The 17,547-nt window shown below is 67.7% G+C and carries 12 protein-coding genes and 2 pseudogenes; 12 read left to right on the top strand and 2 right to left on the bottom strand.

All coding sequences use genetic code 11. From position 1 onward, the window contains the following. Positions 1-444: 444 nt before the first annotated feature. A pseudogene (locus E3328_RS06080) lies at positions 445-1,292 on the top strand (VirB4 family type IV secretion system protein); the annotation flags it as partial. Positions 1,293-1,368: 76 nt separating this feature from the next. Here the strand turns inward: E3328_RS06080 and E3328_RS06075 are convergent. Beyond that, entirely contained in the window at positions 1,369-2,250 is an 882-nt protein-coding gene (locus tag E3328_RS06075) for a PP2C family serine/threonine-protein phosphatase (RefSeq protein WP_135363701.1), read from the bottom strand. 109 nt (positions 2,251-2,359) lie between these two features. Between E3328_RS06075 and E3328_RS06070 the strand changes: the two genes are divergently transcribed. The 6 genes from E3328_RS06070 to E3328_RS06045 all read left to right on the top strand — a co-directional run bounded on the left by E3328_RS06070 (position 2,360) and on the right by E3328_RS06045 (position 10,379). Beyond that, on the top strand, positions 2,360-3,352 hold the full coding sequence (locus E3328_RS06070) for a metallophosphoesterase family protein (protein WP_135363700.1): 993 nt from the start codon (positions 2,360-2,362) through the stop codon (positions 3,350-3,352). A 259-nt stretch (positions 3,353-3,611) separates the two neighbouring features. Continuing rightward, positions 3,612-5,522, top strand: a complete 1,911-nt coding sequence (locus E3328_RS06065) for an ABC transporter substrate-binding protein (RefSeq protein WP_135363699.1) — start codon at positions 3,612-3,614, stop codon at positions 5,520-5,522. A gap of 85 nt (positions 5,523-5,607) precedes the next feature. Then, the gene (locus E3328_RS06060; protein WP_135363698.1) at positions 5,608-6,627 is read left to right on the top strand and encodes an ABC transporter permease; all 1,020 of its coding nucleotides are present in this window, start codon (positions 5,608-5,610) and stop codon (positions 6,625-6,627) included. Next, positions 6,614-8,068, top strand: a complete 1,455-nt coding sequence (locus E3328_RS06055; protein WP_135363697.1) for an ABC transporter permease — start codon at positions 6,614-6,616, stop codon at positions 8,066-8,068. The genes E3328_RS06060 and E3328_RS06055 overlap by 14 nt, the downstream gene beginning before the upstream one ends. Further along, positions 8,068-9,087, top strand: a complete 1,020-nt coding sequence (locus E3328_RS06050) for an ABC transporter ATP-binding protein (RefSeq protein WP_135363696.1) — start codon at positions 8,068-8,070, stop codon at positions 9,085-9,087. The genes E3328_RS06055 and E3328_RS06050 overlap by 1 nt, the downstream gene beginning before the upstream one ends. Then, the gene (locus E3328_RS06045) at positions 9,084-10,379 is read left to right on the top strand and encodes an ABC transporter ATP-binding protein (RefSeq protein ID WP_135363695.1); all 1,296 of its coding nucleotides are present in this window, start codon (positions 9,084-9,086) and stop codon (positions 10,377-10,379) included. The genes E3328_RS06050 and E3328_RS06045 overlap by 4 nt, the downstream gene beginning before the upstream one ends. A gap of 9 nt (positions 10,380-10,388) precedes the next feature. Here the strand turns inward: E3328_RS06045 and tnpA are convergent. Next, positions 10,389-10,688 (bottom strand): annotated as a pseudogene (gene tnpA / locus E3328_RS06040) (IS200/IS605 family transposase); the annotation flags it as partial. A gap of 322 nt (positions 10,689-11,010) precedes the next feature. On the opposite strand from tnpA, the gene E3328_RS06035 reads away from it, so the two are divergent. The 5 genes from E3328_RS06035 to E3328_RS06015 are packed head-to-tail and all read left to right on the top strand — an operon-like array spanning position 11,011 to position 17,496. Next, on the top strand, positions 11,011-12,687 hold the full coding sequence (locus E3328_RS06035) for an ABC transporter substrate-binding protein (protein WP_135363694.1): 1,677 nt from the start codon (positions 11,011-11,013) through the stop codon (positions 12,685-12,687). Positions 12,688-12,739: 52 nt separating this feature from the next. Beyond that, entirely contained in the window at positions 12,740-13,762 is a 1,023-nt protein-coding gene (locus E3328_RS06030) for an ABC transporter permease (protein ID WP_135363693.1), read from the top strand. After that, the gene (locus tag E3328_RS06025) at positions 13,762-14,892 is read left to right on the top strand and encodes an ABC transporter permease (RefSeq protein ID WP_135363692.1); all 1,131 of its coding nucleotides are present in this window, start codon (positions 13,762-13,764) and stop codon (positions 14,890-14,892) included. The genes E3328_RS06030 and E3328_RS06025 overlap by 1 nt, the downstream gene beginning before the upstream one ends. Further along, positions 14,892-16,124: an ABC transporter ATP-binding protein gene (locus E3328_RS06020; RefSeq protein ID WP_135363691.1), complete on the top strand. Its 1,233-nt coding sequence runs from the start codon at positions 14,892-14,894 to the stop codon at positions 16,122-16,124. The genes E3328_RS06025 and E3328_RS06020 overlap by 1 nt, the downstream gene beginning before the upstream one ends. Further along, positions 16,117-17,496, top strand: a complete 1,380-nt coding sequence (locus tag E3328_RS06015) for an ABC transporter ATP-binding protein (RefSeq protein WP_135363690.1) — start codon at positions 16,117-16,119, stop codon at positions 17,494-17,496. Before E3328_RS06020 ends, E3328_RS06015 begins: the two co-directional genes overlap by 8 nt. The last annotated feature ends 51 nt before the right edge of the window (positions 17,497-17,547 follow it).

Below are 17,547 nucleotides of genomic sequence, written 5' to 3'. Positions count from 1 at the left end.
AGATTAGCGGAACTGGTGAAGCGTGAAGTCGAAGACAGCGAGGTGTTCCAGTACTTCGAATGTTCAGAGTGCGATCACGAGTGGTCCGATACCATGCTCTGACTCAGGCCTTGCAATATGAGTTCAGAAGTCCATCCTGATGGTCCGCCGCGATGAGACTACTAAACGATTACAGACCTCGCATTTTCCTCTCCATGGGATTCGTACTGAAACCCCACAGCGGAACCGGAAATCAAGGATAACGAGCGGTTCAGTCTCCGGTGGCTCCTGTGCTCGATAGTTCAGGATAGGACTTGCCAGGAATCGAATCAGTGTTTTCGCGGAGTAGCTCAAGTAGTGGTAATCCCCTCGAATGCAGGTCCATTTTCCACCCGGTGAGCCTCTCGATCCCATCGAATGAAGCCAGTATCTTGACCGCACACTGAGAGGGGCCAGCAAGGGAATCTCACGTTCTTCGAGACGTTTTTCGAGCACATCGCGTCCAACCCGGTGGGCGACCGCAAACAGACGCTGCGGCGAGCGGTTCAGGAGGCCTACGAGCGACAGGGGATCACTCGGGATCCGTCGACCCACGACAACGAATCGCCGACCGTTCGGGACGTGATCGGCGTCCTCGAAGACCTGCTCGACGCCCCGGACGAGTTCGGCTACGCAACCGACGGTGAACAGGAGAAGGTCCGGAGCGACGCGCAGTCGCTGCTGACGGATCTCCGCCCGTCGTTCCGCGAGGGCGGCGACCTCGCCAACCTCGCCGAGCGGACGAGCTTCGACCTGGATTCGTCGGTACTGTATCTCGACCTTCATCAGGAGGAGGGCGCTACGGGTCGCTCGGAGACGAGTCTCATGATGCAGTGCTGTTCAACGCCGTCTACGAGCGTGCGAAGGGGACGGACAAGCGGGTCGTCTTCGCTATCGACGAGGCGCACTACCTGCTGAACGACGCCACGTCGCTGGAGTTTCTGGAGACGGCGGTCCGGCACAGTCGCCACTACGACCTCTCCTTGCAGTTCATCACCCAGACCGGCGGCGAGTTCGCGCTGACGCCCGAGGCGAGGACCATCGCGGATCTTTGCTCGCTCACGCTGATTCACCGGGTGCAGGAGGAGACCGACAAGTTGGCCGAGTGGTTCGGGCTGAGCGAGCGCGAGATCAACTGGATCCGGACCGCGAAGGCAGGCAACGACGAGGACGGCTTCTCCGAGGCGCTGCTGGGGATCGACGAGGAGGGCTGGTTCCCGCTCCGGGTGCGTGCGAGCGGATTCGAAGACGAGGCACTCGCTTCGAATCAATGAGGCTGTCGGGTCTGGTTGTCCGGCTCGATAGTCTCTGAGTTGTCACGGCGCAGCGAGAGATTGGACGATTGAACTACTATACCCTTCGCTGGTCGTCCACCGTCTCTATGCCGAGTCGGACGAGCGTCGCATCGTCGGCACATTTGAGTCGCGGGTGAGTGCGGGCTTCGGGGTCGGCACGTTCGATCCGTCGCAGGGGTTCTAACAGCACGTCCGGTCCCGCGTCGTCGAGCGCCGCGGCGACGCCAGCCCAGTCCGCGAAGTGATCGTAGGTGTCGACCAGCCGGGCCAGGCCGTCGGTGAGCAGACAGACCTTGTCGCCGGCCTCGACGGCGACCGTTCCAGTCAGAGCGTGGTCGACAGCGTCGGGATCCGTGCTCAATACCCAGTAGTTGCCCGGCGTGTTCTTCCGCCGGCGGTGCTTGCGAAGCGTCGGGACCACCGCCTCCCGGGCGTCCTCGGCGTCGAGTCCGTTCGCCCGGTGGCGCTTGAACACCGACAGCGACCGGGCTTCGAGCGACTCGATGCGCGCGTCCGTCACGTGGTCGACCAGTTGGCCGTTCCGATGAACGAGCAGCGAGCAGTCACAGAGGACGAGATACTCCAGCGTCGGGCCGTCTACTCTGACTATGGCGCCGGCGGCCGACGGCTCGCTGGCCGGGTCGATGTCGGCGTCGCCCGCAACTGACTCGAACGCCGCGCTTACTTCGCTGACGGCGTCGCGGACGACCGCGGTGAGCGAGTCATCAGTGCGGTGAACCCGGTCGAGCAGCGCCCCGGAGAGTCGCTCGACGTACCACTCGGCGTCGGTTCGCCCCGGCGTGTGTCGGATCTCGCCGACGCCGGTCGCGCCGTCGAGGACCCACGCAACGGTCGGCCGCGCGATGCCGAGGTCCTCGTTGACCGCCCGGACGGTGTCGGAGACGACCGTCCCGCGACCGAACCGCAGCTCGGACATAGCGGGAGTGCATCGGGCGTGGACTTGAAAGTTCCCGCGGCGGCCAGCGCGACGGACGGCCCGGCGGCTTCCGCAAGGCCTATTCACCTGTCGGCGAACGCACCCGGTAATGACCGACCGGCCGGGAGCGTCGGCGCGTTCGGAGAGCGACCGTTCGGTCCCCGCTCCCGACGGAGACCAGTCGCTACCCGCTCCAGAGGGCGAGCGGCCACGCGCCTGTCCCGACGGTGACCGTCTGTTCGCCCGACTCCCGCGCCCATGCACGGAGGACCCACACCGGATCGCGGTCCTCTCGGACGTTCACTTCTCGATGACGGAGGCGCGGACGAGCAAGCAGCTCCACAGGACACCGACACACCTGCGGGCGGCGGTCCGGGACATCAATCGCCGGGATATCGACGCCGTCGTCTGTCTGGGCGATCTCGTCCATCGGGGTCGGTCGGCGGAGTACGACCGGGTCGCCGTTCGTCTCGACGACCTCGATCCGCCGCTGTACGCGGTGCCGGGCAATCACGACCTGTCGTCCTACGAGGGAGCTGACGGCCTCGAACTCGCGTCGTTCGCCGAGCGCTTCGGCGGGGCCTCATATCCCCTCGCGGCCGCCGTCGGCGAGCTGACTGTCCGTGGAGTGCCGGCGACCGCGGGCAGCCTCGACCCGGCCATGCTGGCGACGCTCCGCGACCGCGTCTCGGCCGACGAACCGACGCTGCTGTGTCTCCACTACCCGACGCAGCCGGTCGTCGCACGGCTCCGGCGGCTGGTCGCCGACCCCTCGGTCGTCCAAGCGAAACGGATCGTCCGCGATTTCGCCTCGGTGTTCGAACAGGGAGTCGTTCCGCTCGTCCTGACCGGCCACCTCCACGTCCCGCTGCTCGCCCGTCGTCACGGCCGGGCGTACGTCGGCGCGCCGCCGCTGTGTACCTACCCCCAGGGGTACCTGCTGGTCCGGACCGACCCGTCCGGGTGTCGCCTTCGGTTCGTTCCGGTCGCGGACGCGACGACGATGGCGCGGACGAAGGCGGCACGGGCGCGCCACTCGACGACCGATCGGACGCTCACCGACGCCGCCGCGGACGTGATGGGGTCGCTCCCGCTCGTCTGAAGACTGGTAGTGGGTGGATCGGGGCCGGCACGTGAACGGTGGCAGCACGTTGACCGGGAGTGACATCGCCGAGCCGGTCGCGTCAGCCCTCTCGACGATCTTGTCCAGCCCTGACAAGCGTCGGTCCTCGCAGCGTCCCGGTAGCTAATCTATAACTATATAACGTATACATCTGACCCGACCGGTATGTTTGTTCTGTAGGTGTTCATTACTGTATTACAAACCTACATTTAAGGCCGGACGGAAGGCTCCCCTGTTCATGGATTCGGACAAGCGGGCGTATTCGCGTCGGCGGGTACTTCTGTCAGGGACGGCGGTGGGAGCATCGATGCTGGCCGGGTGTGGGTCGGACAGCACGAACAGCGGCGGGACGGACGCGTCGGGCGACGGCGGGTCGACACCGATGGACGGTTCCGACAGCGGTGACAGCGGCGACGGCTCCGACGGTAGCGACACCGAGAGCAGCAGCGAGACCGACAGCGGTTCGGCGTCGACGCTGAACCTGGCCATCTCCAGCACGGACTCGTTCGATCCGATCGTGATCAAGGGCGACGGCTCGACCAAGGTCACACAGCAGGTCTACGACACCCTCACCACCCTCCCCCGTGGGAGTCTGGAACCGGAGTTGAACCTGGCGACCGACTACTCGGTCTCCGAGGACAACACCACCTACACGTTCACGCTGAAGGAGGGCGTCCAGTTCCACGACGGGACCGAACTCACCGCACAGGACTTCGTCTACTCCTGGGAGCGCATCGCCGCCTCGCCGAACACCCAGGAGACCGACCTCATCCTCGGCGGGGTGTTCCAGTTCGCCCACGAAACCGATTCCGAGGGCAACTACGTCCCCGGGAGCCTGGGCGTCGAGGCCGTCGACGACTACACCCTCCGCGTCGAGCTGGCCCAGCCGTTCTACGACGCGCTCTATCAGTTCTCGAACGGCGTGCTCGCGCCGATCCCCGAGGGGATCGTCGGCGACATCGAGGGCTACGACGGCGAGATGGCCTACGAGGAGTTCGCGCAGGGCAACCCCGTCGGGACGGGGCCCTTTACGTTCGAGAGCTTCACCTCGGGTACGTCGGCGTCGCTGAGCGCGTTCGAGAACTACCACGGCGACGGGCCGAACGTCTCGACGATCGCCATGCAGATCCTGGAGGACCCGAACGCGCGGGTTACCTACGCCAACAACCGCAACGCCGACATGTTCCGGCTGCCGACCTCCAACTTCGACCCCTCGAAGGTGTCGAACATGGAGCAGTTGGAGTTCGGCCAGGCCGTCGGCGAGTACGGGCCGCTCGACAACGGTGCGACGGTCAACTACGGCACCTACCCGACGAACTACACCGCGTGGTTCATCTTCAACACCAATCAGGTCCCCAAGCCGGTTCGACAGGCGACAGCGTACGTGGCCAACCAGGAGACGTTCGTCAGCCAGGGGTTCCGGAACCTCGGCCAGCCGGCGTATCACTTCACGCCGCCGTCGGTCTTCCCGGGCGGCGCCGAGGCCTACGACGCCCACGCCCGCGAGGGGGCCAACTCCCAGACGGAGTTCGGAGCGGACGGCTACCCCTACGGCATCAACGAGACGCGCATGGACGAGGCCCGCGCCACGATGGAAGACGCCGGGTACGGGGCCGACTCGCCGTACGAACTCACGTTCACGATCTACACCGACCGCAAACCCGACGCCTACGGCCGCATCGCGCAGGTGCTGGAGGGACAGCTGGGCAGCGCCCACATCGACCTCTCCATCGAGCGCGAGCCGTTCTCGGCGATCATCGACGGCGCACTCAACAACCGCCTGGAGTTCTTCTCGCTGGGCAACGGGCTCGCCTACCCTTCGCCGGCGGACACGCTCCGGCTCGCGCACCCGACGGAGAGCAACTTCACCCGCTGGGGCGACGTCGACGGGAAAGGCCCCCAGACGGAGGCGGCGACGCGCGCTTCCGAGGCATGGGCCAGGGTACAGGACAACCTCGGCCCCAGCGAGGCCGAACAACAGGCCCGCAACGAGGCCTACCTCGCCATCGAGGAGTGTAACTGGGAGGACGTGCCGGCACTGCTCGACTACCACCCCGTTGCCCAGCAGTACTGGTACGACGCGGTCGACACGAGCGTGAAGACGTCGAGCTTCCACGAGTTCCAGTACGACACGCTCTCGATGGAGTGACCTGCGCTATTACCGCCTCGTCGGACACCACCGGTCCAACGGATACCCGCGGACCGCGAAGCAGTCGAAACTCTCACAATCACGAATGAACCGCTGGAAATACCTGCTCAAACGGGTTGGCCTGTCGCTGCCGGTCCTGTTTTTCGGCACATCCCTCACGTTTCTGATCATCCGTGTCGGACCGATCAACCCGGCGGCCGCTATCATCGGGGTCACGGGCAACCCCCAATCGTCGGAACGCTACCGACTGATCCGCGAGGACCTGGGCCTCGACCAGCCGCTGTGGGAACAGTACGTTGACTTCATGATCGACATGTTCACGCTGAACCTGGGCCAGTCGTGGGTGTTACAGGCGGGCACACCGACGACGGAACTCATCGCGATTTACGCGCCGCGAACGATCTGGCTCGGGCTCTGGTCGGTCCTCATCGCTATCCTCGTCGGGGTCCCCCTGGGGTTTTACGCTGGGCTGAACGTCAACACTTACCGGGACTACCTGGCCTCGTTCTCGGGGATCGTCTGGCGCGCGATGCCGAACTTCTGGCTGGCGATCATCCTCGTGGGTCTGCTGTCGAGTTCCGAGCAACTCGTCGGGATCAGCTGGGAACGCCTCCTCGTCGAGACGAGCGTCGTCGGCCCGCCCGGGATCGCCGACGCAAACAGCCTCGGGGACTTCGGCGTCGCGTTCAAGAAGGTGCTGCCCGCCGCGCTGGTGCTCGGCTCGGCGTCGATGGGCAACGAGATGCGGATCGGGCGGACGGCGGTCCTCGAATCGATCAACGCGAAATACGTCGAGACGGCGAAGATGCGCGGGGTCCCCGACCGGGTCATCGTCTGGAAACACGTGTTCCGCAACGCGCTCATCCCGCTGGTACCGATCATCACCAGCGAGGCGTTCCTCCTCGTCGGCGGCAGCGTCCTCGTCGAACTGATCTTCGGCATCAACGGTCTGGGGTACCTGTTCTACCGGGCGACCGTGCAGGGCGACATCCCGCTCGCGGCGTCGCTCATGTTCGTGTTCATCGTCGTGCTCGTCGCCGTGAACATCACGCAAGACATCATGTACACGCTGATCGATCCGAGGGTTGGCTATGAACGACAGTAACGACCGACGGATCCGGCGGGAGTCGCTCTCCGAACGGGTGCGTTCGAACCCCTACCCCGCGGTCATCTGGCTCGGCGCCGGCCTCGCGCTGGTCCTCCCGGAGGCCGGTGCGCTGTTGTCGTTCCTTCTCGGTCTCGTGCCGTGGGGGGCTCTCGCGGGAGCCGTCCCAGTGCCGGGGCAACCGACCGTCGCCGAGTTCGGCCGCGCGCTGGCCGACGTTCCGACCCTGCTGTCGCGCGACGTGATCCCCAACCAGGGGTACAAGGTTCCCGGAGAGGGGTGGCACGGCACGTTCATGGGACTCTCGCCCGCGCTCGCTTGGGCCCTGCGAGCCGGACTGGTGTTCGGCTACGTTGCCTGTTGGGGACTGTGGGCGGTCCACGGCTACCGGCTCTACCGATACACCTACCGTCCGGCGGAGTGGACTCCGTTCGACGACACGGTCGACCGGTTTGCCGACCACGGCTGGGGGCTGTTCGGGCTGGCGGTGGTCTGTCTGTTCCTGACCTTCGCGGTGTTCGCGCCGGCGGTCAGCCCCACGACGGCCGAGCGGAACATCTACGACCGCTACGAGCAGTCGATCACCCACTACGAGGACGGCCAACTGCGGGAGGTATCCGTCGGGACCGCGAACCTCGACACGGTTTCGCAGGGGATCGAGACCCGTAACGTCGGCGTGTTGACCTACGACCGATACGACCGGTTCCACCCCTTCGGAACGCTCCCGAACGGCCAGGACCTGTTCATGTTCATGGCGGCCGGCGCCCGGGTGTCGCTGTTCATCGGACTGCTGTCGATCGGGCTGAGCGTCGTACTCGCCGGCGGGGGAGCCCTCGTCTCGGCGTACTATCGCGGGCGCGTCGACCTCGGGCTCGTCCTCGCTGGGGACTCGATCCAGGCGATGCCGCAGCTGCTGGTCATCATCCTGTTGTCGGTGGTGCTGTCGGGGACCTGGATCGCCGACCTCTACAACGGGGGCGTGCTCATCGCCCTCGTCTTCGCCGGGACCGGGTGGCCGGGGCTGTGGCGCTCCATCCGCGGCCCCGCGATGCAGGTCGCCCGCGAGTCCTGGGTGGAGGCCGCCCGCGGATTCGGGGAACCGGCCCGGGTCACGATGTACCGGCACATCCTTCCGTACGTGACGGGCTACCTGCTGGTGTACGCCTCGATGATCCTCGGCGGGATCGTCATCGGTGTCGCGGGGCTGTCGTTTCTCGGTCTGGGCGTCACCGCGCCGGTCCCCGAGTGGGGACGGGCGATCAGCGCCGGCGAACCGTACGTGGACTCCGTCTCCTGGCATATCGCCCTGATCCCGGGGCTGCTCATCGTGCTGGTTGTCACGGGATTCAACGCGCTGGGCGACGGAGTCCGGGACGCCATCGACCCACAGAGCGAGTCCAGCGAGAGCACGGTCGTCGCCTCCAGCGGAGGTGGTGCGTGATGAGCGACCCTCTCTTGGCCGTCGAAGACCTCCGGACCACGTTCCACACCGACGGCGGCGACGTTCGTGCCGTCGACGGCGTCTCATTCGAGATCGGACGCGGCGAGACGCTTGGGCTGGTCGGGGAGTCGGGCTCGGGGAAGACGGTGACGGCACGCTCGATCGTCGGACTCGTCGACGGCCCAGGGACGGTCGAAGGGAGCGTCCGCTACCGTGGCGAGGAACTGCTGGGCAAGTCCGAGTCAGAGCTCCGATCGGTCCGGGGCGGCGGCGTCGGGATGGTGTTTCAGGACTCGCTGGCCAGTCTGAACCCCGTCTACACCGTCGGCAACCAGCTCAAGGAAGGGTTGCGCTACCAGCGGGACCTCCGAGGGGAAGCCGCTCGCGAGGAAGCGGTCGACCTGCTCGAATCTGTCGGGATTCCTGACCCAGTACGACGCCTCGACGCCTATCCCCACGAACTCTCCGGCGGGCAGCGCCAGCGTGCCCTGATCGCGATCGCGCTGGCGTGTCAACCGGATCTGCTCATTTGCGACGAACCGACGACGGGACTCGACGTATCGACGCAGGCCAATCTGCTCACGTTGCTCGACGAGATCCAGGCCGAGCGGGACTTGGGGGTTCTCTTCATCACGCACGATCTAGGCGTGATCGCCCAGACGGCCGACCGAGTGAACGTGATGTACGCGGGTGAGATCGTCGAGTCCGGGCCCGTCGGCGAACTGTTCGACGACCCCGCCCACCCCTACACCCGGGGGCTGCTGTCGAGCATCCCCAGTGTCCGGGAGCGTCGCGATCTTGACCCGATCCCCGGCGAGGTACCGACGCCGACCGAAGCGGCGTCGGCGTGTCGGTTCGCGCCCCGGTGCCCCGAGGCGACCGCGGAGTGCGAGTCGGTCCACCCCGACCGGAAACCCGTCGGCGAGGACCACAACGCGGCCTGCCTGCTGTATTCCGAGGGTGCGACGCGGGCGGAGGCGGCGAGCCGGCACAGTAATAACGAGGAGGTGACGCGATGAGCGCGCTACGTGGTGAGACGGACACCGTCGTCGGCGAAACGCTGCTCGAAGCCGAGAACGTCCGCAAGTACTACGACGAGGGTGGTGTCCTCTCGGACCCGCCGGTCAAGGCGGTCGACGGCGTCTCCCTCTCGGTCAAGCGCGGTGAGACCCTTGCGGTCGTCGGCGAATCCGGTTCCGGGAAGACGACGCTCGGGCGCTCGCTCGCCCGTCTCGACCGGCCGAGCGACGGGACCATCGAGTTCGACGGCCGGGACATCTCCCAGGTGGGCGGTGAGGCGCTCACTCGATACCGCCAGCGTTGTCAGATGGTGTTTCAGGACCCCGAATCGAGCCTGAACGACCGCCAGACCGTTGGCGAGATAATCAGAGAGCCGCTCGACATCCACGGTTGGAAGACGGCGCCCGAGCGCCGCGAACGGGTGTTCGACCTGCTCGACGCGGTGGGGCTGTCCCCCGACCGGTACGCCCGCTACCCCCACCAATTCTCGGGCGGTCAGCGCCAGCGCGTCGCCATCGCACGCGCGCTGGCGCTGGAGCCGGACTTCTTGGTCCTCGACGAGCCGGTGAGCGCGCTCGACGTGTCCGTGCAGGCCCAGATCCTCTCGTTGCTCGACGAGTTGCAGGCGGAGATGGGGCTGACGTACCTTTTCATCACCCACGACCTCGGTGTGGTCAGACACATCGCCGATCGGGTGGTTGTCCTATACCTTGGGGAGGTGATGGAGCGGGGGCCCGTCGACGCGGTGCTGGACGACCCCGCAAACCCGTACACTGAGTCGCTCTTGACCGCGATCCCCGAACCCGACCCCGACGTGGAACTGAATCCCGTTTCGCTCCGCGGGTCGCCCCCCGATCCACGCCACCCCCCAGCGGGTTGCCCGTTCGCGAGTCGCTGTCCCGTGGCGATACACGAGGGCGTTGATACCGGACCGGAGACCGCTGAAGCCGTCCAGGCGCTCCGGTCGGTGCTCCGCGAGCGGACCGTCCAGCATGACTCGCTCGGGGCACGAGTGCTGTCACTCCTCGGTCGCGGCTCACGGACGGGGGGGAACGAACTCCGTGCAGACCTTTTCGATGGGATCGATCCCGGCCCCGAGGCGTCGGACGCGATAGATGCCGTCTTCGCGGCCTACCGCGACCGGGGACCGGAAGCGGCGCTGGACCGTCTGGACGACGCCTTCGGGAGCGTGTGTACTACCGCCGACCCCGGGCTCGTCGAGACGGACGCGCGCGAGAGCCGCTGTCACCGCCACCACGGCGACCACCCAGATCACGACGGAGTGCGGTGAGGAGCGGCGCGTCTGTTTCACCTCGGGGTACTCCTGCCGAATCCGGCGCGAGGTGACACCCTTGAGCGAGTTGATGAACTTCGTGAGGTCGGTGGTGGGTTTGGTCGTGAACAGGATGTGAACGTGGTCGGTGCCGCCGTCCACGTTTTTGATGTCGGCCTCGAAGTCCTCTGCAATCCCGTGAGCGACTTCAGCCACGCGCTCCAGCCGCTCATCGGTGAGGATACCGGCGCGGTGCTTCGTGAGGGTCACGAAGCGGTATTGGAGCGCGTAGACCGTGTGCGATCCAGATTGCAGGTGATACTCTATTTGACCCCACCAGACATATGACATCCAATTTAAACATCTATTGTGCCGTGGGGTATTCAGTCGGGCAGACCCGCGTGGACTGTCGCGCCGGGCTTACGAGATTCACGCCCGCCGTGAACAGCGTGGCGTCGAAGACGCCACGGGCAGACGGCGCGAAGCGCCGTCGACGACGGGATTCTCTCGCTGTTGAAAGATAGCGACGGCACTGGTCGCGGCGGAACGGGGGCCCACGACGGCAGAGGGCGGTCGCCGCTCGGGTGTACGTCCGTGGACCCCGATATCGTCACAGCTTATTAGTGTGTCCCAAGCCACGGAAGGAAACATGGCACGAGATATCGACAGACGGAATTTCCTGAAGCTGGCCGGGACCGCCGCGGGAGCGGCCGCGGTCGCGGGCTGTTCGGGCGGCGAGGAGACGCCGACGGAGGGCGACGGCGGCGATGGTGGAGACGGCGGCGGAGGCGGCGGCGACGGCGGTGACGGTGGCGACACCGGCACCGAGACGGGGACGCCGCTCCCGGAGCCGGAGACGCGGGTCGGCTACCTCGAACGGGCCAACCGCCTGCTCCACGAGGAGGCGCCGTGGATCTTCCTGAACCGCCAGTACTCCGTCTACGGCAAGTCGACCGACGTGGACTGGGAGGCCCGCCGCGACGAGCGCATCGACGGGTACGCCATCGAGCCGACGGGCGACACCGACACGGTACAGATCACCCAGTCGGCCATGGACTCGGGGCTGGACCCCCACGACCACCGCGAGACGCCGACGGACAACATCGTGTTGCAGGCCTACGAGGGGCTGCTGTCGCGCGACCGCGAGGGGAAGGTCATCCAGGAGCTGGCGACGGGCTACGAGCGGCTCGAAGCCGGGCGCGTGCGGTTCGAGCTCCGGTCGGGCGTCTCGTTCCACAGCGGCGACTCGCTGACCAAGGAGGACGTGGCCTTCTCGATCAACCGGATCGTCGACCCGGAGGTCGGCGGGCTGGACAGCCCCCAGTCCGACCAGCTCGCGGGCGTGACCGGGGCCGAACCCGCGGACGGCGACAGCGCCGTGATCGTCGAGTCCGAGGGGATCAACCCCATCGTGTTCGCGCTGTTCGCGACCTACTGCGACGTGATGAACAAGTCGTGGGTCGAGAGCAACGACGAGGCGTACATCAACACGCACATGAACGGGACGGGCCCGTTCCAGCTGGCCGACTACGAGCAGGACGTGTCGGTCACCTTCGAGGCGTACGGCGACTACTGGAAGGACGGCGCGCCGGCCGACGAGCTGGTGATCACGGCCGCGAGCGAGGCGAGCACGCGGGTCAACCAGCTGGTCAGCGGCGAGACGGACGTGATCGTCAACGTCCCGCCACAGAACATCAGCCAGGTCGACCAGGCCGACAACGCGGAGATCAGCGCGGTCCCGAGCACCCGTATCATCTACAACGCGATGATCTACGACCGGGAACCGTTCGACTCCGTCGAGTTCCGGCGGGCGATGAACTACGCCGTCGACCTGGAGAGCATCGTCGAGAGCGTCCTCTCCGGGTTCGGCGACGGGACGGGACAGCCGACGCTGGAGGGCTTTACCGGGTACAACTCGGAGCTGGACCCCTATCCGCACGACCCCGAGGAGGCCGAGCGGCTGGTCGAGGAGAGCGGCTACGCGGGCGCGGAGATCGAGTTGCACACGCCGAACGGCCGGTACCTGAAGGACCTGGAGATCGCCCAGGCGGTCGTCGGCTACATCGACGACCTGGAAAACGTCTCGGCGTCGGTCAACCAGCGCGACTTCGGGAACCTGACCGACGTGTTGCTCGACGGCGACATCACGACGGGGCCGGCGTTCTACCTCATCGGCTGGGGCAACGCCACCTTCGACGCGAGTCAGACGATCATCCCGCTGCTGACCTCCGACGGGGCGCTGACCTCCTACAAGAACGAGCGGGTCGACGAGCTGATCAACGAGGCCCAGAGCATGGGCGGCGGGGAGACCGGGACCGACAGCTAGATGTCGCCGACGCGGGCGCACGCGCCGGAGCGGGGGCGGTAGCGTGGCGTCGATGGGTCGGTTCCTGGCGCGGCGGGCGCTGCAGGGGCTGGCGGTCGTGCTTGGTGTCGTGACCGTCGTCTTCCTGCTGCGGTACGTGACGCCGGGGAGCCCGGTCGACTTCATCGCGCCGCTGGACGCCAGCCAGGCCACCCGCCGCCGGATCGCCGAGAACCTGGGGCTGAACAGGCCGCTGTACGTCCAGTACGTCGACTACGTCGCGGATCTGCTGACCGGCGACATGGGCTACTCCTACCGGTCGCGGACGCCTGTCCGGCCGCGCGTGCTGGCGAAGGTGCCGGCCACCCTGGAGCTGGCGCTGGCCGCGACGTTCGTGGCGGTCGTGCTCTCGATCCCGCTGGGCGTGGTCAGTGCGACCCACCGGCACGGCCCGGCCGACTACGGCGCGACGCTGTTCTCGCTGGTCGGCATCTCGACGCCGAACTTCTGGCTGGGCGTGATGCTCGTCATCGTCTTCGCCGTGCAGTTCGACGTGTTCCCGACGAGCACGCGCCCGGTCGGGCTGCTCGACGCCCTCGGGAACCTGGTGGTGATCGCGGGGCCCCAGCAGGGCTACGCCGCGCCGCTGGACGTGTCCGGGTTCCTGGCCGACCTGCGGTCGTGGCTGCTGTACATCACGCTGCCGGCGATCACCCTGGGGACGTACTTCACGGCGCTGATCACCCGGCTGACCCGCTCGGGGATGCTCGACCAGCTCGGCCAGGGCTACGTCCGCGCGGCGCGGGCGAAGGGGCTGCCCGAGACGCTGGTGCGGTACCGCCACGCGCTGCGGAACACGCTCATCCCCGTGATCACGGTCGTCGGCCTCCAGATGGGGACGCTCGTCGGCGGCGCGGTGATCACCGAGGCGGTCTTCGACTGGCCGGGGCTGGGGACGCTGGTCATCGACGCCATCGGCAACCGCGACTGGCCGCTCATCCAGGGCTGTCTGGTGGTCATCGGCATCGGTTTCGTGGTCGTGAACATCGTCGTCGACGCGCTGTACGCGACGCTGGATCCACAGGTGATGGACTGATGGGACGACTCGACACGCTGCTCCGGTATCTGAACCCCGTCCGACTCGCATCGGCGCTGCGCTCGTCGGTGTCGCCGCGGACGCGGCGCAACCTCCGCCGGGAGTTCGACCGCAGCTTCCTGGCGAAACTCGGGATCGCCCTGATCACGCTGATGGTCGCGCTGGCGGTGTTCGCGCCGCTGGTCGCGCCGTGGAACCCGACGAACCAGAACCTCGAGAACGAGCAACAGCCGCCGCTGGGGTTCAGCCGCACCGAGACACAGACCGGCCAGGAGATGGTCAACGGGAGCCTGCAGATCACCAACGAGACCGTCATGGTAAACGCGACGACCGCCCACCCGCTGGGGACCGACGGGCTCGGCCGCGATATGCTCTCGCGGGTGATCTACGGGGCGCGCACGTCGCTGCTGGTCGGCCTGCTGGGGACGACTCTTGCGATGTTGCTGGGCGTGCCGACGGGGCTGGTCTCGGGGTACTACAGCGGCCGGGTCGACGACCTGCTGATGCGGATCGCGGACGTGAGCCTCGCGTTCCCGTCGCTCGTGCTGGCGATCGCGCTGGTGGGGCTGTGGGGCGAGGCGAGCGTCGCGGTCCCGGACCCGTTCGTGGTGACCGGGATCGCACCGGTGATACGCGGGGCGATATCGCTGCCCGGCGGGCTGACCTACCCGACCGGGATGCCGGAGACGTTCACGCTCCCCGGGACCGTTATCGTCGTGGTCGGGCTGGTCAACTGGGTGTGGTTCGCCCGCGTCGCCCGCGGGGAGGCGCTGTCCGTCCGCGAGGAGGAGTACGTCACCGCCGCGGAGTCGCTGGGCGCCTCCGACCGGTTCGTCATCCGCAAGCACGTCCTGCCCAACAGCCTCACGCCCATTCTGGTGCTGGCGACGATCCAGGTGGCGGCGATCATCCTGCTGGAGAGCGCCCTATCCTTCCTCGGGTTCTCCGGGACGACCCTCTCGTGGGGCTTCGACATCTCCCAGGGCCGGGAGTACCAGACGACCGCGTGGTGGATCGCCGCGATGCCGGGGCTGGCCATCGTCCTCACGGTCATCGGCATCAACCTCATCGGCGACTGGTTCCGCGACGCGCTGGACCCCGGCATCGAGGGTGAAGGGGGTGGCGTCTGATGAGCGACGCGGATACTGACACCGATGTCGACAGCGACGCCCGCGACCTCCTCCAGGTCCGCGATCTGTCGACCCGCTTCTTCACCGAGCGGGGGCAGGTCAACGCCGTCGAGTCGGTCGACTTCGACGTGCGCGAGGGGGAGGTGCTGGGGATCGTCGGCGAGTCGGGCTCCGGGAAATCGGTCACGGCCCTCTCGCTGGTCGACCTCGTCGAGTCGCCGGGCCGGGTGACCGAGGGGGAGATCCGCTACCGCGACCCCGAGCTGGCCGAGGAGTTCCCGGACGCCGCCGACGGGGAGATGGTCGACCTGCTGGAGTTGCCCGAGCGGGTGCGGCGGTCGCTGCGGGGGCCGTCGTTCAGCATGATCTTCCAGGACCCGATGAGCAGTTTCAACCCGTCGCTGACGGTCGGCGAGCAGATCGCCGAGGCCGTCGAGGTCCAGCGCCGCGCGAGCGCCCGCCCCCGCTCGACCCGCTCGCGCACGCAGGGGTACGGCCTGGGGTCGTACCTGCTGGACGGGGTCGTCCCCGGCCGCGACTACACGGACCCGGAGAGCCACGACCGGGCGGTCGAACTGCTGGAGCAGGTCGGCATCCCCGACCCCGCTGAGCGGGCCGAGCAGTACCCCCACGAGTTCTCCGGCGGGATGCTCCAGCGGGCGATGATCGCCCAGGCGCTGGCCGGCGAGCCCGACCTCTTGGTCGCCGACGAGCCGACGACCGCGCTGGACGTGACCATCCAGGCGCAGATCCTCGAACTCCTCCGGGAGATCCAGGCCGAGCGGGACATGAGCGTCCTGCTCATCACCCACGACCTGGGCGTCATCGCGCGGATGAGCGACCGGGTCTGCGTCATGTACGCCGGCGAGATCGTCGAGCGCGGGACGCTCGAAGACATCTTCGAGGAGTCGGTCCACCCCTACACCGAGGGGCTCGTCGGGTCGATCCCCGATCTGGCGGACCCGGCGGCGCGATTACAACCCATCGAGGGGTCGGTCCCGAGCCTGCGCGACGAGGAGATGGACGACCGGTGTTACTTCGCCGACCGCTGCCCGAAGGCGATGGAGCACTGCCTGGAGAAGCCGCCGGAGTTCGACCTCGGCGGCGAGCACGGCGCCAGGTGCGTCCTCGCCGAGCGCGAGTACAGCGAGGCCGCCGCGCTCCCCGACGGCTTCTTCGACGGGAGCGGGGAGCTCGACGGCGGGTCGAACGGAGGTGGTCGCCGTGAGTGAGGACCGCCCGCTGGTGGAAGTCGAGGGGCTGAAGAAGCACTTCGCGGACGACGACTCGCTACTGGACCGGTTGCTCGGCGCCGAGAGCCGGAGCGTCAGGGCGGTCGACGGCGTGAGCTTCGAGGTCGCCGAGGGCGAGACGCTCGGGCTGGTCGGCGAGTCGGGCTGTGGCAAGTCGACGACCGGCGAGACGCTGCTCGCGCTGCAGGACCCGACCGCCGGGGACGTGCGCTTCGACGGCGAGTCGGTGTTCGACCGCGACGACGTGGCGGCGTTCCGCCGCCGCGCGGGCGTGGTGTTCCAGGACCCCTTTTCCAGCCTCGACCCGCGCCAGACCGCCGGGGCCATCGTCACCGAACCGCTCGTGATCCACGGGCTGCCCGAGACCGACCCCGACGTGCGGACCGAGGCCGAGGTGAACGTCGACGGCATCGACGCCGACCGGGTCGAGGTCCGCGTGGCCGACGACGCCGACCGCGTGGTCGACGCCGTCGACGGCGTCGCCACCGTCCACGTGACGGTCCGGCGCCGCGGCGGGGAGCTGTCCGCGACCGTCGCCGAGGACCTGGCCGCCGAGGTGGTCCGGGGCGGCGGATCGGCGGCGTCAGATGGTGGTAATGGCGGTAATGGCGGCGGGAGCGGCGACGACCAAGTGGTCGTGGAAGTGCGGGTCGACCGGTCGATCGACGAGATACGGCGCGACCAGGCGAAGGAACTGCTGGAGCGGGTCGGGCTGTCGGCCGACCAGGTCGACCGCTACCCCCACGAGTTCTCCGGCGGCCAGCGCCAGCGGCTCGGCATCGCCCGGGCGCTGGCGCTCGAACCGGACTTCCTCGTGCTCGACGAGCCCGTGAGCGCGCTGGACGTGAGCGTCCAGGCGCAGATCCTCAACCTCCTCGACGACCTGCAGGCGGAGATGGGGCTGACCTACCTGTTCATCGCCCACGACCTCAGTGTGGTCCGGCACATCTCCGACCGCGTCGCGGTGATGTACCTCGGCGAGATCGTCGAACGGGGCCCGGTCGACGCCATCTTCGAGGACCCCCAGCACCCCTACACGCGGGCGCTGCTGGAGAGCGTCCCCCGCGCCGACACCAGCGAGCAGGGCCGCCGGGTCGACCCGCTGAAAGGCGACGTGCCCTCGCCGCGGGACCCGCCGGCGGGCTGCCGGTTCCACACCCGGTGTCCGCACGCCCGGGAGGCCTGCCGCGCGGAGGCGCCCGACGACTACGACGGCGACGCGCCGGGCCAGCGGGCGGCGTGTTTCCGGCTGGTCGACGACCACCCCTACTGGGACTCCGACCCCATCGACGCGGCCGCGGAGCGGTCCGGGGGCGAGACGGTCGGTGACGAAGCGGCCGGTGACGATTGAGTCTGGGAGGCGTGCGAGTTGCGACGCCTATCGTCCGAACGCTTATTTCGC

This window comes from Halosimplex halophilum (assembly GCF_004698125.1).
Taxonomy (GTDB): domain Archaea; phylum Halobacteriota; class Halobacteria; order Halobacteriales; family Haloarculaceae; genus Halosimplex; species Halosimplex halophilum.
Note: the sequence above shows the minus strand (reverse complement) of the source record. Positions and strands in the feature narration are given on the sequence as shown.